Annotated in this window: 12 protein-coding genes; 5 read left to right on the top strand and 7 right to left on the bottom strand. The window is 74.9% G+C overall.

What is annotated here, in order from left to right; translation table 11 throughout:
* Positions 1–65 precede the first annotated feature (65 nt).
* The gene (locus NX801_RS20515) at positions 66–1478 is read left to right on the top strand and encodes a GH1 family beta-glucosidase (RefSeq protein WP_258789260.1); all 1413 of its coding nucleotides are present in this window, start codon (positions 66–68) and stop codon (positions 1476–1478) included.
* Between the two features lie 64 nt (positions 1479–1542).
* Here NX801_RS20515 and NX801_RS20510 read toward each other — a convergent pair whose 3' ends face one another.
* Both NX801_RS20510 and NX801_RS20505 read right to left on the bottom strand, forming a co-directional pair.
* Positions 1543–2484: an oxygenase MpaB family protein gene (locus NX801_RS20510; RefSeq protein WP_258789258.1), complete on the bottom strand. Its 942-nt coding sequence runs from the start codon at positions 2482–2484 to the stop codon at positions 1543–1545.
* Between the two features lie 290 nt (positions 2485–2774).
* Positions 2775–3284, bottom strand: coding sequence for a F0F1 ATP synthase subunit B family protein (locus NX801_RS20505; RefSeq protein ID WP_258789257.1), 510 nt, complete (start codon positions 3282–3284; stop codon positions 2775–2777).
* A gap of 330 nt (positions 3285–3614) precedes the next feature.
* On the opposite strand from NX801_RS20505, the gene sph reads away from it, so the two are divergent.
* Both sph and NX801_RS20495 read left to right on the top strand, forming a co-directional pair.
* Positions 3615–4583 (top strand): sphingomyelin phosphodiesterase, encoded by a 969-nt coding sequence (gene sph / locus NX801_RS20500; RefSeq protein ID WP_258789324.1) that lies wholly within the window; start codon positions 3615–3617, stop codon positions 4581–4583.
* Between the two features lie 196 nt (positions 4584–4779).
* Positions 4780–5529, top strand: a complete 750-nt coding sequence (locus NX801_RS20495; protein ID WP_258789256.1) for a MerR family transcriptional regulator — start codon at positions 4780–4782, stop codon at positions 5527–5529.
* A gap of 59 nt (positions 5530–5588) precedes the next feature.
* Here NX801_RS20495 and NX801_RS20490 read toward each other — a convergent pair whose 3' ends face one another.
* The 4 genes from NX801_RS20490 to NX801_RS20475 all read right to left on the bottom strand — a co-directional run bounded on the left by NX801_RS20490 (position 5589) and on the right by NX801_RS20475 (position 11645).
* Positions 5589–7760: a 3-hydroxyacyl-CoA dehydrogenase NAD-binding domain-containing protein gene (locus NX801_RS20490; RefSeq protein ID WP_258789255.1), complete on the bottom strand. Its 2172-nt coding sequence runs from the start codon at positions 7758–7760 to the stop codon at positions 5589–5591.
* A gap of 39 nt (positions 7761–7799) precedes the next feature.
* A complete protein-coding gene (locus NX801_RS20485) occupies positions 7800–9014 on the bottom strand; it encodes an acetyl-CoA C-acetyltransferase (protein ID WP_258789254.1) in 1215 nt (404 codons plus the stop codon).
* A 256-nt stretch (positions 9015–9270) separates the two neighbouring features.
* Entirely contained in the window at positions 9271–10413 is a 1143-nt protein-coding gene (locus NX801_RS20480) for an acyl-CoA dehydrogenase family protein (RefSeq protein WP_258789253.1), read from the bottom strand.
* Complete coding sequence (locus NX801_RS20475; protein WP_258789252.1) at positions 10410–11645, bottom strand: CaiB/BaiF CoA transferase family protein; 1236 nt, start codon at positions 11643–11645, stop codon at positions 10410–10412. Before NX801_RS20475 ends, NX801_RS20480 begins: the two co-directional genes overlap by 4 nt.
* A gap of 349 nt (positions 11646–11994) precedes the next feature.
* On the opposite strand from NX801_RS20475, the gene NX801_RS20470 reads away from it, so the two are divergent.
* Positions 11995–13230 carry a saccharopine dehydrogenase family protein gene (locus NX801_RS20470; protein ID WP_258789251.1) on the top strand — a complete coding sequence of 412 codons (1236 nt, stop codon included), beginning with the start codon at positions 11995–11997 and terminating at the stop codon, positions 13228–13230.
* Positions 13231–13337: 107 nt separating this feature from the next.
* Here the strand turns inward: NX801_RS20470 and NX801_RS20465 are convergent, their stop codons facing one another.
* Positions 13338–14036, bottom strand: coding sequence for an endonuclease V (locus tag NX801_RS20465; RefSeq protein ID WP_258789250.1), 699 nt, complete (start codon positions 14034–14036; stop codon positions 13338–13340).
* Between the two features lie 477 nt (positions 14037–14513).
* On the opposite strand from NX801_RS20465, the gene NX801_RS20460 reads away from it, so the two are divergent.
* Complete coding sequence (locus NX801_RS20460; protein WP_258789249.1) at positions 14514–14816, top strand: YciI family protein; 303 nt, start codon at positions 14514–14516, stop codon at positions 14814–14816.
* Positions 14817–14885: the final 69 nt, after the last annotated feature.

Here is a 14885-nt window from a genome sequence, read left to right as displayed (position 1 = left end):
GCCCCGGGCCCCGGGGCCGCTCGCCGACCACCACCGATTCCTTCACCGTTGGGAGTTCTTGTCTCATGACCGCTGTCGACGCCCCCGTACCGCACCCCGCCCCGGTGGCGGGGAGCGGCTTCCCGGCCGGCTTCCGCTGGGGCACGGCCACCGCCGCGTACCAGATCGAGGGGGCGGCCGCCGAGGACGGCCGTACGCCGTCCATCTGGGACACCTTCAGCCGGGTCCCCGGCAAGGTGCGCAACGGTGACACCGGGGACATCGCCGCCGACCACTACCACCGGATGTCCGAGGACGTGGCGCTCATGCGCGAACTGGGCGTCACCGACTACCGGTTCTCGGTCTCCTGGTCCCGGGTGCAGCCGACCGGCCGGGGTCCGGCGGTCCGCAGGGGGCTGGACTTCTACCGGCGGCTGGTGGACGAGCTGCGCGCGGCGGGCATCCGCCCGGTCGCCACGCTCTACCACTGGGACCTGCCGCAGGAGTTGGAGGACGCGGGCGGCTGGCCCCGGCGCGAGACGGCCGAGCGGTTCGCGGAGTACGCCGGTCTGGTGGCGGACGCGCTGGGCGACCGGGTGGCGACCTGGACGACGCTCAACGAGCCGTGGTGCGCCGCGTTCCTGGGGTACGCCGCCGGGGTGCACGCCCCGGGCCGTACCGAGCCGGTGGCCGCGCTGCGGGCGGCCCACCATCTGAACCTGGCGCACGGCCGTGCCGCCCAGGTGCTGCGGGCGGCGCTGCCGGCCGGCGCCGAGATCTCGCTGACGCTCAATCCGCACGCGGTCCGGCCGCTGGGCGAGGGCGAGGCGGACCGGGACGCGGCCCGCCGGATCGACGCGCTGGGCAACCGGATCTTCCTGGACCCGGTCTTCCACGGGCGGCTCCCGGAGGACCTGGTGGCGGACACGGCGGGGCTGACCGACTGGTCCTTCGTGCGCGACGGCGACCTGGCCGCGACCTCGGCGCCGATCGACGCGCTGGGCATCAACTACTACTCCCCCACCGTGGTCACCGCCGGCACCACCGCCGCGCCGTCGCCGTGGCCGGGGGCCGAGCGGCATGTACGGTTCGCGGTCGCGCCCGGTGAGCGCACCGCCATGGACTGGCCGGTGGACGCCGGGGGTCTGTACGAGCTGCTGACCCGGCTGCGGGACGAACTGCCCGGCACCCCGCTGCTCATCACCGAGAACGGCGCCGCCTACGACGACTACGCCGACCCGTCGGGCGCGGTGCACGACCCCGAGCGGGTGGCGTATCTGCGGGCCCATCTGGCGGCGGTGCTGCGGGCGCTGGCCGCCGGGGCGGACGTACGCGGCTACTTCCTCTGGTCGTTGCTGGACAACTTCGAGTGGGCGTACGGGTACGGCAAGCGGTTCGGCATCGTCCATGTGGACTTCGCCAGCCAACGGCGCACCCCGAAGGACAGCGCCCGCTGGTACGCCGAGGTCATCGCCCGCAACGGGCTCACCGACAGCTGAGCACGCGTCCGGGCCGTCGTACGGGTCCCCGCACCGCCGTACGTGTTCCGGGCCGGGACGGCGGTCAGCGGGCGGCGAGCCGGTGGGCCCGGCGCGCCCGGCGGGCGAGCGGCAGATAGCGCAGTCGCTCGGGCAGCAGCGGCACCACCGCCCGCACCACCCGGCCGATCGCGCGCAGCCGGCGCTCCTGCGCGTCGCTCCAATCAAGGCCGAGGGCCTCCCGGGCGTCCGGCGGCAGGAACCCGGCGGTCAGGAACGCCCGGGCCCGGACCAGCGGGGGCAGCAGCACCGGCCAGAGCACCCGCAGCACCGCCCGGAGCGGCCACGGCCCCCGGTCGGGCGGCGGAACGGGCACCACCGGCGCGATCAGCTCCCGCACCACGGCGGTGGCCCCGATCTCCTCGGCCAGCATCCGGCGGTAGTACGGCCAGAACTCCTCGATCGTGGCCGGCATGTCCCGGTCGTGGAGGCCCAGCACTCGGCCCACCCGGAGCCACTCGGCGTAGAGGGTCCGCTCCTGGGCCCCGGTCATCGGCCGGACGAGATAGCGGGCGGCGTGCCGGTAGACCGGGAATCCGGTGGCATGCACCCAGGCGTAGGTGGCCGGGGTGAGCGCGTGGTAGCGGCGGCCCCGGGTGTCGGTGCCCCGGATGGTCCGGTGGAGCCGGCGCAGCCGGCGGCCCTCCTCGGCGGCGGCCTCGCCGCCGTACACCCAGAGCTGGAGCGAGCGCAGCGAGCGTTCGCCCCGCCCCCAGGGGTCGGTGCGGAAGACCGAGTGCTCGTCCACCCCGGCGCCGACGGCCGGGTGGGCGACCTGGAGGGTGAGGGCGGCGGGCAGCATCAGCAGCCCGCGCACATCACCGGCGAGGCTCCAGAGCACCCCGCCGGGCGGTGGCGGCTCCGGGTCGTCCGACCGGCGCGCCGGGTCGTCGCCGGACCGGAGCACCGGAGGCGCGGAGGCGTCGTACCGGGACGCGGAGGCGTCGTGCCGGGGTGCCGTGCTCATGGTGCCCGTCCGCTCGTGCCCTGCCACCGGCCCCTCGGGACCGGCGGCCCCGGGGAGGCTTCCCGGGGCCTCCAGTATGCGATTCCGGTGTGGCGTCCGGGCCGGAGGGGGTGGAAGAGAAGGACGGGAAGGACGGCACGGAGGGGACGAGGGGTCCGGGGGACGGAACTCCCCGGGGCCGGCCGGACCGGGCGGCGGCGCGGACGGCCCGCGCGGTCCTGCCGGGCACCGGTCCGGGCATGAGTGCGCCCCCGCCGGGCCGGCGGGGGCGTGCGGTGGGCGCCGTACGGTCAGTCGCGGGCCGGGGCGCCGCTCGCCACCGGCTCGCCCAGGATGCGGCCGGCGAGGGTGCGGGCCCAGGCGTCCACGTTGGCGCTCAGTCCCTCCTCGGCTGCGGTGCGCTCGGCCTTGATGGCGGCGGTGCCCTCCGCGATGATCCGCTCGCGCTCGCGGACGCCCTCCTCGCGGGCGGCGGCGATGGCGGCGGCGCCCTCCTCCTGGGCCTTGGCCCGGATCCGGGCGGCCTCGTGGCGGGCGGCGGCCAGCTCGGCCTCGTACTGGGCGTGGACGGCGGCGGCCTCCTCGCGCAGCGCCTCGGCGCGCTCGGAACCGCCCTCGGTGGCGTCCTCGCGCTCGGTGAGCACCTTGTTGATGCGCGGCAGCAGCACCTTGGCCAGGACGAGGAAGGTCAGCCCGAAGAACACCAGGCCGACGAAGATGTCGACGGTCGTCGGGTTGAGCGGCCCGAGGTCCATGGGCAGCAGTCTGGAGTTCTCGGCGAGGGTCACGGTGGCGTCCATGCCCGGATCCTACCGAGTGGCCGCCCACGGTCCGAAACCCCGGTGCCGCCCGCCCCGGGGAAGGCCGTCCGGCGGAGTTGGAACGGTCGCCCCGGTTCCGCAAGGTTCCCGGCACCGGACGGCTACCCGGAAGTAATCGCCGCTGCTTTGATGTGCGGCGCTCCCTCCGTTTCTTCCTCCCCACTCCCCCGAGGAGTTCCCTTGTCGTACCCCGTCCCGCCCTCCGCCGCCCCGGTGTCCGCTCCCCGGTCCGCCACGCCGTTCGCCGGGCGGTCCGCCGTACCGTCCGCCGCACCCGCGCGGCGGGGCCGCCGGGCCGGGCGCGCGGCGCTGGCCGCCGTGGCCGCCGCCACCGCGCTGGCCGCCGCCGTCCCGCCGGCCGCCGCGGCCGCCGCGACTTCTCCGGCCGACCGGGCCGCCGCCCCGGCGCTGCGCGTCCTCACGTACAACACGTTTCTCTTCAGCCGGACGCTGTACCCGAACTGGGGGCAGCAGCACCGGGCGGCGGCCATCCCCGCCGCGCCCTTCTACCAGGGCAATGACGTGGTGGTGGTCCAGGAGGCGTTCGACAACTCCACCTCGGACCAGCTGCTGCGGAACTCGGCCGACCGCTATCCGCACCAGACGCCCGTGATGGGGCGCTCCCCATCGGGCTGGGACGCCACCGGCGGCGCCTACTCCGCCACCACCCCGGAGGACGGCGGGGTGGCGCTGCTCAGCAAGTGGCCGATCCTCCGCAAGGAGCAGTACGTCTACAAGGACGCCTGCGGCGCCGACTGGTACTCCAACAAGGGCTTCGTCTACGCCGTGCTGAACGTCGGCGGGGCGCGGGGGCATGTGGTCGGCACCCACGCCCAGTCCACCGACCCGGGCTGTGCGGCGGGCGAGGCGGCTCGGGTGCGGAGCAGCCAGTTCAAGGAGCTGGACGCGTTCCTGGGCGCCAAGCGGATCCCGGCCTCCGAGGAGGTGGTGGTGGCGGGCGACTTCAATGTCGACGGGCACGGGCCCGAGTACCGCTCGCTGCTCGCGGACGCCGGGCTGGTGGGCGCGGACGCCCGCACGGGTCACCCGTACTCCTTCGACACCGAGCGGAACTCCATCGCCGCCGAGCGCTACCCGGACGACCCCCGGGAGGACCTGGACCATGTGCTGCACCGGGCCGGCCACGCCCGTCCGGCCGGGTGGACCAACGAGGTGATCGCGGAGAAATCCGCCCCCTGGACGGTGTCGAGCTGGGGCAAGGAGTTCACCTACACGAATCTCTCGGACCACTATCCCGTCGTGGCGTCGGCGCGCTGACGCCGGTCGGCCACGCGGAGCCGCACCGGAACCGCGTGAGGCCGCACCCCGCGCCGGTGGTCGTACCGGCGGGACCGCCCCGCCGGTACGGCCGCCGGCGGACGATCACACCACTTTCACAGTCCCGGTGAGACAGCAATACTGTTGCACTGTTCCACCGTGGTTCCCCCGTGACTGCCGGAAGTGAGGCCCAGGCATGGCGACCGAGGCGACCGAGACGCTCACCGTCGACGAGCTGGCCGCGCGGGCAGGTGTCACCGTGCGCACCATCCGGTTCTACGGCACCCGGGGTCTGCTGCCGCCGCCGGCGATCGGGCCGCGCCGGGTGGGGCACTACGGGGCCGAGCATCTGCTCCGGCTGGCACTGATCGAGGAGCTGCAGCGCCAGGGGATGACCCTCTCCGCGATCGAACGGTATCTGGAGCAGCTGCCGCCCGACCTGACCGCCCAGGACCTCGCGATCCACCGGGGACTGGTCGCCTCCTGGTCCCCGGACGCCCCCGAGGACGCGAGCAGGGCCGAGCTGGAGCGGCGGGTGGGGCGGCCGCTCAGCGACGAGGACCTGGACCGGCTGGTCGCCATGGACGTGCTGACCCGCACGGGGAACCACCAGGGTGCCGGGGCGGGCCGTGCGGAGACGTACCGGGTGGATCCGGGGCTGCTGCGGCTGGGGGTGCAGCTCCTCGATGTGCCGATCGCCCATGAGACGATCCTGGCCGCGCGGACGGTGCTGCTGGAGCACACCCGCTCGGTGGCGCACGAGCTGACCCGGCTGTTCCGGGACGAGGTGTGGAACCCGTACCGGGAGCGGGAGGCGGACCCGGAGCACGTGGCGGCGATGAAGTCGCTCTCCGCCCATATGCAGCCGCTGGTGCTCCAGGCCCTGGTCACCGCCTTCCAGCGGTCGCTGAGGGAGGAGCTGCGGGCGGCGTTCCGGGCCGAGTGACCCGGAACGCCGGCCGCCTCCCCGGGGCGCGGTGTCCGGGGATCAGCGGTGTCCGGGGATCAGTCGTGGAAGGTCTCCCCGCGCTCGGCCTTGGCCACCAGCAGCGCCGGGGGCCGGAACCGCTCGCCGTACCGCTCGGCCAGCTCGTGGGCGCGGGCCGTGAAGCCGGCCGGGCCGCCCTCGTAGCCGTTGATGTACTGGAGGACGCCGCCGGTCCAGGCCGGGAAGCCGATGCCCATGATCGAGCCGATGTTGGCGTCGGCCACCGAGGTGAGGACGCCCTCCTCCAGGCAGCGGACGGAGTCCAGCGCCTCCGCGAAGAGCATCCGCTCCTTCATGTCCTCGAACGGCACCTCGGCGCCCTCCCGGGCGAAGTGGGTGCGCAGCCCCGGCCAGAGGCGGAGCCGGGTGCCGTCCTCGGCGTACTCGTAGAAGCCCCCGCCCCCGCCGCGGCCGGGGCGGCCGAACTCGTCCACCATCCGGTCGATCACCGCGTCGGCGGGATGCTCCGGCCAGCTGCCGCCGGCCTCCTCGACGGCCCGGCGGGTCTCGTCGCGGATCTTGCGCGGCAGGGTGAGGGTGAGCTCGTCCATCAGCGAGAGCACCTTGGCCGGGTAGCCCGCCTGGGCCGCCGCCTGCTCGACGGAGGCCGGCTCCACGCCCTCGCCCACCAGGGCGACGCCCTCGTTGATGAACTGGCCGATCACCCGGGAGGTGAAGAAGCCGCGCGAGTCATTGACCACGATCGGGGTCTTGCGGATCTGCCGGACCAGGTCGAAGGCGCGGGCCAGCGCCTCGTCGCCGGTGCGCTCGCCCTTGATGATCTCCACCAGCGGCATCTTGTCGACCGGTGAGAAGAAGTGCAGCCCGATGAAGTCGGCCGGGCGGGCGACCCCCTCGGCGAGCAGGGTGATGGGGAGGGTGGAGGTGTTGGAGCAGAGCAGCGCGTCCGGCGCGACGATCCCCTGGATCTCCTGGAACACCTTGTGCTTGAGCGCCGGGTCCTCGAAGACCGCCTCGATCACGGCGTCGCAGCCGGCGAGGCCGGCCGGGTCGGCGGTGGGGGTGATCCGGGCCAGCAGCGCGTCCCGGTCGGCCTCGGTGGTACGGCCCCGGGCCACCGCCTTGGCGAGCAGCTTCTCGGCGTACCCCTTGCCCCTGGCGGCCGCCTCGGCCGAGACGTCCTTGAGCACCACCTCGATGCCCGCCTTGGCGCAGGCGTAGGCGATGCCCGCGCCCATCATCCCGGCGCCGAGCACCGCGACCCGGCGCACCGGACGGGACTCGACGCCCCGGGGGCGGCCGGCGCCGGAGTTGACCGCCTGGAGGTCGAAGAAGAACGCCTGGATCATGTTCTTCGCGGTCTGCCCGGTGACCAGCTCCGCGAAGTAGCGGGCCTCGATGGTCTGGGCGGTCTCGAAGTCCACCTGGGAGCCCTCGACGGCGGCGGCGAGGATGTTGCGCGGGGCGGGATACGGGGCGCCGCCGAGCTGCTTGCGGAGATTGGCAGGGAAGGCGGGCAGGTTGGCGGCGAACCGGGGGCTGGCCGGGGTGCCGCCGGGGATCTTGTATCCCTTGACGTCCCAGGGCTGCCGGGACTCGGGGTGGGCGTCGATGAAGGCGCGGGCCCGGGCGAGCATCTCCTCCGGTGTGGCGGCGACCTCGTGGACCAGCCCGTTCTCCAGGGCCCGGCGGGGGGTGTACTGGGTGCCCTGGAGGAGCACCTTCAGCAGGGCGTCGGTGATGCCCATGAGCCGTACGGTCCGGGTCACGCCGCCGCCCGCCGGAAGCAGCCCGAGGGTGACCTCGGGCAGGCCGATCCGGGAGCCGGGCGCGTCCAGCGCGATCCGGTGGTGGCAGGCGAGGGCGATCTCGTAACCGCCGCCGAGGGCCGCGCCGTTGATGGCGGCGACCACCGGCTTGCCCAGGGTCTCGATACGGCGCAGCGCGCGCTTGATGGCGGTGCCGGCCTCGAAGGCGAGCCCGGCGTCCCCGGGGCGGAGCCGGATCATCTCCTTGAGGTCGCCACCGGCGAAGAAGGTCTTCTTGGCGGAGGTCACGATGATGCCGCGGATGGTGTCGCGCTCGGCCTCGGCGCGGTCCGCGACGGCCGCCACGGAGTCCTTGAACGCCTGGTTCATGGTGTTGGCGGACTGGTGGGGGTCGTCCAGGGTCAGGGTGACCACACCGGTCTCGTCCTGGTCCCAGCGGATGGTGGTGCTCTCGGTCATTGCTGCTTCTCCGTAGGCGGGGGCGGGACGGGGCGGGGGTCAGACGCGCTCGACGATCGTGGCGATGCCCATGCCGCCGCCGACGCAGAGGGTGGCGAGGCCACGGCGCAGGTCCCGGCGCTCCAGCTCGTCCACCAGGGTGCCGAGGATCATGGCGCCGGTGGCGCCGAGCGGGTGGCCGAGGGCGATGGCCCCGCCATTGACGTTGATCTTGTCCAGGGAGAGCCCGAGGTCCGCCGCGAACCGCAGCACGACGGCGGCGAACGCCTCGTTGATCTCGACCAGGTCGATGTCGTCGACGGTGAGTCCGGCGCGGGCGAGCGCCTTGCGGGTGGCGGGCGCCGGGCCGGTGAGCATGATGGTCGGCTCGGAGCCGGAGACGGCGGCCGAGACGATCCGGGCGCGCGGGGTGAGGCCGTACCGCTCGCCCACCTCACGGGAGCCGATGGCGACCAGGGCGGCGCCGTCCACGATGCCCGAGGAGTTGCCCGCGTGGTGCACGTGGTCGATGCGCTCGACCCAGTGGTACTTCTGGAGCGCCACGGCGTCGAAGCCGCCCGCCTCCCCGATGCCGGCGAAGGAGGGCTTGAGTGCGGCGAGCGAGTCGGCGGTGGTGCCGGGGCGCGGGTGCTCGTCGCGGTCGAGGACGACCAGTCCGTTGCGGTCCCGGACGGGGACGACGGACCGGGCGAACCGGCCCTCCTTCCAGGCGGCGGCCGCCCGCTCCTGGGACAGCGCGGCGTACTCGTCCACGTCCCGCCGGGTGTGGCCGCCGAGGGTGGCGATCAGGTCGGCGCCGATGCCCTGCGGGACGAAGTTGGTGGTGTAGTTGGTCATCGGGTCCGCGAACCAGGCGCCGCCGTCCGAGGCCATGGGCACCCGGGACATCGACTCCACCCCGCCGGCCAGCACCAGGTCCTCCCAGCCGGAGCGGACCTTGGCGGCGGCCATGTTCACGGCCTCCAGGCCGGAGGCACAGAAGCGGTTCTCCTGGACCCCGGCCACGGTGTCCGGCAGACCGGCGGCGATGGCCGCGATCCGGGCGATGTCGGAGCCCTGGTCACCGACCGGTCCGACGACACCCAGCACGATGTCGTCGACGGCGGCCGGATCCAGCTCCGGGAAGCGGTCCCGCAGCTCGTGGATGAGACCGACCACCAGGTCGATGGGCTTGGTGCCGTGCAGGGCACCGGTGGCCTTGCCGCGTCCGCGCGGGGTGCGGATCGCGTCGTACACATACGCTTCGGTGCTCAACTGTCTGGCCTTTCGGGGGTGTCGGAAGGGCGGGGAGGGCGGTGCGGGCGGGTGCCGGGTGCCGGTGGGGCGCCGGTACTGGTGGGGTGCCGGTGCCGGGCGGGTGCCGTCGCGGCGGTCGTACGGGAGGGGCGCGGAAGCGGGCCGGACCCGGCACGGCACGGACGCCGGGGCCGGGGCCGGGGCTGAGGCTGGGGCTGGGGCTGGGGCGGGCTGGAACCGGGGGCGGGACCGGGGACGGCTCGGGCCGGGGTGGTCAGGCCAGCAGAGCCCGGCCGATGATCTCCTTCATGATCTCGGTGGTGCCGCCGTAGATGGTCTGTATCCGCCCGTCGGTGAACGCCCGGGCGACCGGGTACTCGGCCATGTATCCGTACCCGCCGTGGAGTTGCAGGCACCGGTCCGCCACCCGCTTCTGGAGCTCGGTGGCCCACCACTTGGCCATGGAGGCGTGGACCGCGTCCAGCTCGGCCGTACCGTGGTCGGTGACGCAGCGGTCGACGAAGGCGCGGGTGACGGCGCACTCGGTGGCCATCTCGGCCACCTCGAACCGGATGTGCTGGAGCCGGGCGAGCGGTCGGCCGAACGCCTCGCGCTCCTTCACATAGGCGGTGGTGATCTCCAGGAGGTGCTCGGCGGCGGCGATCCCGGCCACCGCGATGGCCAGCCGCTCCTGGGCGAGGTTGGTCATCAGATGGACGAAGGCGCCGTTGAGCTCGCCGAGCAGATTCTCCTTGGGCACCCGGACATCGGTGAAGAACAGCTCGGCGGTGTCCTGCGCCTTCTGGCCGATCTTGTCGAGATTCCGGCCGCGCTCGAAGCCCTCGGCGCCGCGCTCCACCACCAGCAGCGAGAGGCCGTGGGCGCCGCCCTCCGGGGTGGTCCGGGCGACGACCACGACCAGGTCCGCCAGGATGCCGTTGGAGATGAAGGTCTTGGAGCCGTTGAGCAGCCAGTGGTCGCCCCGGTCCTCGGCGGTGGTGCGGATGGCCTGGAGGTCGGAGCCGGCGCCGGGCTCGGTCATGGCGACGGCGGTGATCAGCTCGCCGGAGCAGAAGCCGGGCAGCCAGCGCCGCTTCTGCTCCTCGGTGGCGAGCCCGGTGAGATAGGGGCCGACGATGTCGTTGTGCAGGCCGATGGCGAGGCCGGGCGCGCCGGCCCGGGTGAACTCCTCGGCGAGGACGACGCTGTGGCGGAAGTCGGGGACGCCTCCGCCGCCGTACTCCTCGGGGACGGCGAGGCCGAGCAGCCCCTGCCGGCCGGCGGCCAGCCAGGCGTCCCGGGAGACGATGCCGTCCCGCTCCCAGCGGTCGTAGTGCGGCAGGACCTCCTTGGCGAGGAACGCCCGGACGGTCTCACGGAACGCGTCGTGCTCGGCGCTGAAGAGAGTGCGCTTCACTCGGGCCTCCTCGGGGGCTGCGACGGGGTGCGGGGCGGATGCGGGGCCCCGGAATCCGGCGGGGCGCCGGGACCGGGACGGGCGTCCGGCTCCGGTGGGATGGCGGGCGGGCGGCGGCGGAGGGCGGGTACACCCCAGTCGCGGGCGATCTCGTCGGTGTGGGCGCCCGGAAGGGCGGGAGGGCGGGTCACCGCGCCGGGAGTGGCGGAGAACCGGGGCGCGGGCGCGGGCTGGGTGATCCCGCCGTGGTCCACGAAGGTGGAGCGGGCGGCGAGGTGCGGATGGGCGGGCGCCTCGCGCAGGGTGAGGACGGGGGCCACACAGGCGTCCGAGTCCTCGAAGACGGCCGTCCACTCGGCGCGGGTACGGGACTTGAAGCGGGCGGCCACGGCGCTGCGGAGCTCGTCCCAGCGGTCGAAGTCCGCCCGGGCGGGCACCTGGTCCGCGAGGCCCAGCAGCTCGATGAAGGTGTCGTAGAACCGCTGCTCCAGCGCGCCGACCGCCATGTACTGCCCGTCGGCGGTCTCGTAGGTGCCGTAGAACGGACAGCCGCCGTCGAGCAGATTGGCGCCGCGCCGGTCCTGCCAGCCGCCGGCGGCCATCATGCCGTGGATCATCATGGCCAGATGGGCGGTGCCGTCGGTGATCGCCGCGTCCACCACCTGGCCGCCGCCGCCCTCGGAGCGGGCGTGGTGCAGGGCGGCGAGGACGCCGGTGACCAGGTAGAGCGCGCCGCCCGCGTAATCCCCGAGCAGATTGGCGGGCACCACGGGCGGCTCATCGGCGGAGCCGATCATGGAGAGGGCGCCGGTGACCGCGATGTAGGAGATGTCGTGTCCGGCGCGCCCAGCGAGCGGGCCGTCCTGGCCCCAGCCGGTCATCCGGCCGTACACCAGCCGGGGGTTGCGGGCGTGGCACTCGGCGGGCCCGACACCGAGCCGCTCCGCGACCCCCGGGCGGAACCCCTCGATCAGCACATCGGCGCGCTCGGCCAGATCGAGCACGCGGGCCGCCCCCTCCTCGGTCTTGAGGTCGACCAGCACCGAGCGCTTGTTGCGATTGGTGAGGTCGTACGCCGGATCGATCGCCAGTCCGGCGCCCCCGGGCCGGTCGACCCGGACCACATCGGCGCCCAGGTCGGCCAGGAGCATGGCGGCGAACGGACCGGGCCCGATGCCCGCCAGCTCGACCACCCGCACCCCGGCGAGCGGGCCGTGGACTGTCCCTGCCATCCTGCCCCCAAGCACTGTGACACAACTGCTGTAACAGTGTTGATGCTAAGAACCCGTCCGACGCCGCACAAGCCCTGTGGAAAACCGTCCGGCGGGAAGCCGTCCGCGGCGCCCGATCGGACCAACGGCCGCGCAGGCCGTCCGTACCGGCCCGTACCGGCCCCATCGGCCCGTAGCCAGGGCTCGACACCGGCCCGGGGTCGATGAGCCCGGTCCGGCGCGATCCGGCCCGATCCACTCCGTGCCCGGTCCGCCCGGCGGGGCCCGGGGGTTACCCTCGGCCTCCGGTGGCGGCGGGCCCCAGGGACCTTTCGGCACGGCGGACCACAGAGGGGTGTGGAGGGCGCGGATGGACGGGCGGCGGGACCGGCAGAACGGTCAGGACCGGCAGGATCGGCACAGTCGGCAGAGGACAGAACGGGCGTACGATCTGGTCCTCTTCGGGGCGACCGGCTTCGCGGGCGAGCTGACCGCGCGTTATCTCGCGGAGCACGCGCCCGCCTCCTGCCGCTGGGCACTGGCCGGGCGGGACCCGGCCAAACTGGCGGCGGTGCGCGACCGGCTCGCCGTCGACCGGCCGCGCTGGGCGGACCTCCCGCTGCTGCGGGCGGACGCCGCCGATCCGGACTCGCTGCGCGAACTGGCCCGCTCCGCCCGGGTGGTGGCCACCACGGTCGGCCCCTATGTCTGGTACGGCGAGGGGCTGGTGGCCGCCTGTGCCGAGGCGGGCACGGACTACGCGGACCTGACCGGCGAGGCCGAGTTCGTGGACCTGATGTATCTGCGCCACGACGCCCGGGCCCGGGAGACCGGGGCGCGGCTGGTGCACGCCTGCGGCTTCGACGCGGTCCCGCCGGACCTGGGCGTGTACTGGACGGTGCGGCAGCTGCCCCGGGACGTCCCGCTGCGGGTGGACGGCTTCGTCGCCTCGAACGGCCAGTTCTCCGGTGGCACGCTGGCGTCCGCGCTCACCGCCATCGGCCGCGCCCGGCCCGCCGCCCGGGCGGCGCGCGAACGGCGGCTGCGCGAACCCCGGCCGGCCGGGCGCCGGACCGGCGGGCCGCTCGGCACGCCCCGGTTCAGCCGGGAGACCGGTGCCTGGGCGCTGCCGCTGCCGACCCTGGACGCCGGGGTGGTGGCCCGCTCGGCGGCGGCGCTGCCCGAGTACGGCCCGGACTTCCGCTACCGCCACTACGCGGCCGTACGCACCCTGCCGATGGCGCTCGGCGGCACGGTGGCCGCCGCCGGGCTCGCCGCTCTCGCCCAGGTGCCGGCCGTCCGGCGCGGGCTGATGAGCCGGTACGCCCCCGGACGCGGCCCGGCCCCGGAGCGGCGCGAACGGAGCTGGTTCCGGGTGCGGTTCGTCGGCGAGGGCGGTGGCCGCCGGGTCTTCACCGAGGTGTCCGGGGGTGACCCGGGCTATGACGAGACGGCCAAGTTCCTGGCGGAGTCCGCGCTCTGTCTGGCCTTCGACCCGCTGCCCGTGGCCGCCGGCCAGCTCACCCCCGCCGCCGCCATGGGGGACGCCCTGCTGGACCGCCTCCGCGCCGCCGGCGTCCGCTTCCATCTGGTGGACAGCCGCTGAGCGGCGGGCGTCCGCCGCACGGCGCACGGCTGGTGACCGGTGAGTGCCTGCCGGACCGGGGGCACGACCGGGTCGGGGCACGGCCGCCGGACCGGGGTACGGCCGGGTCAGCGCGCGGCGGTCGCCTCGCGGAGGGCCGCGCGGCAGAGGGCGTCGGCGCGACGGGTGGTCTCGGGGAGGCGGTAACGCGGAGTGAGGCGCAGGGTGTGGGCGCAGGCGTTGTCCAGGGTGACCCGGTGACCGGCCGAGACATACACCGGCTTCACGCCCTCCCGGGTGCGCAGCGCCCGGCCGACCTCCTCCCCGTCACCGGCGAGCAGCGGTGCGGCGGCACCCCGGTGCTCGCCGAGCGGGCCGTGGGTGAAGGTGAACGGGTTCTTGGCGACGCCGAGTACCGGCAGCCCGGTGAGCACCCCGAGATGGCTGGCGAGGCCGAAGCGGCGGGGGTGGGCGCGGCCGTAGCCGTCGCAGACCACCAGGCCGGGGCCGGCGGGGAGGGCCGCCAGCGCCGCGAGGACGGCGGGGAGTTCACGGAAGGCCAGCAGCCCGGGGACGTACGGGAAGGCGACCCGGCCCACGGCGGTGGCCTCCGCCACCACGTCGAGGGTTCCGGCGTCCAGGACGACCGCCGCCGCTGCCACCAGGTCGCGGTCGTCGTCGTAGGCCACGTCCACTCCGGTGACCAGGCCGGTGCCGGGAGCCGGGCCCGGCTCGTCCCGCACCACCCGGTCCCGCAGTTCGTCCTGGATCCGCCGGGCGGCGGCCTCGTCGGCGGGCCAGTCGGAGGGGGTTTCGATGATCGTCATGGTGCCCGTCACCCTACGCACCCGGAGCGGCCCGTCGTCCCGTGAGGCCAGGAGGGCCCGGCCTCCCGGGCCCACGGGCACGGGCACAACGGGCACGGGCGGCCGCCCTGCGGCCCGACACTGCCCGGCCGGCCGACACGGCCCGCCCCTCCGGCGCGACCCGGCCGCCCGGCACGGTCGATAACCCGCCACGGCCGGCCGCCCGGGCCCACGAACACGGCGGGCACGGGCACAGCGGGCAGGGGTGGCGGTCCGAGCTCCCGGGCCCACGAGCTCGGCGGGCACGACGGGCACGGGCACAGCGGGCACGGGCGGCCGCCCTGCGGCCCGGCACGGCCCGACCCTCCGGCGCGACCCGGCCGCCCGGCGCGACCGGTAACCCGCCGCGGCCGACCGCCCGGGCCCACGGGCACGGGCACAGCGGCCAGGGGTGGCCGGTGCGCCCGGCCACCCACCGCGGTCGGTAGCCTGGCGATCATGTTCGTACTGGAACTGACCTACACCGCGCCCCTGGAACGTGTCGACGCGCTGCTCGACGCGCATGTCGCCTGGCTGGACGCGCACTACGCCTCGGGCGACTTCATCGCCTCGGGACGCAAGAACCCCCGGGACGGCGGGGTCGTCCTCGCCGCCGGGGCCGACCGCGCGCGCATCGAGGAGATCACCGCGGCCGACCCCTTTGTCACCGGCGGGGTCTGCGTCTACCGGATCACCGAGTTCCTCGCCACCAAGACGGTGCCCGAGCTCGCCGCCTTCCGGCAGTCGTTGCCCGCCTCCTGAGCCCGGCCGCCCGAAGGGGCCCGGGCGGCGGGGCCCCGGCCGCCCGGACGATCCCGCTTCCCCCGCCCG

Source organism: Streptomyces pyxinae (genome assembly GCF_024756275.1).
In the GTDB taxonomy this organism is placed as follows: domain Bacteria; phylum Actinomycetota; class Actinomycetes; order Streptomycetales; family Streptomycetaceae; genus Streptomyces; species Streptomyces pyxinae.
This window is presented reverse-complemented; position numbering and strand designations above follow the sequence as displayed.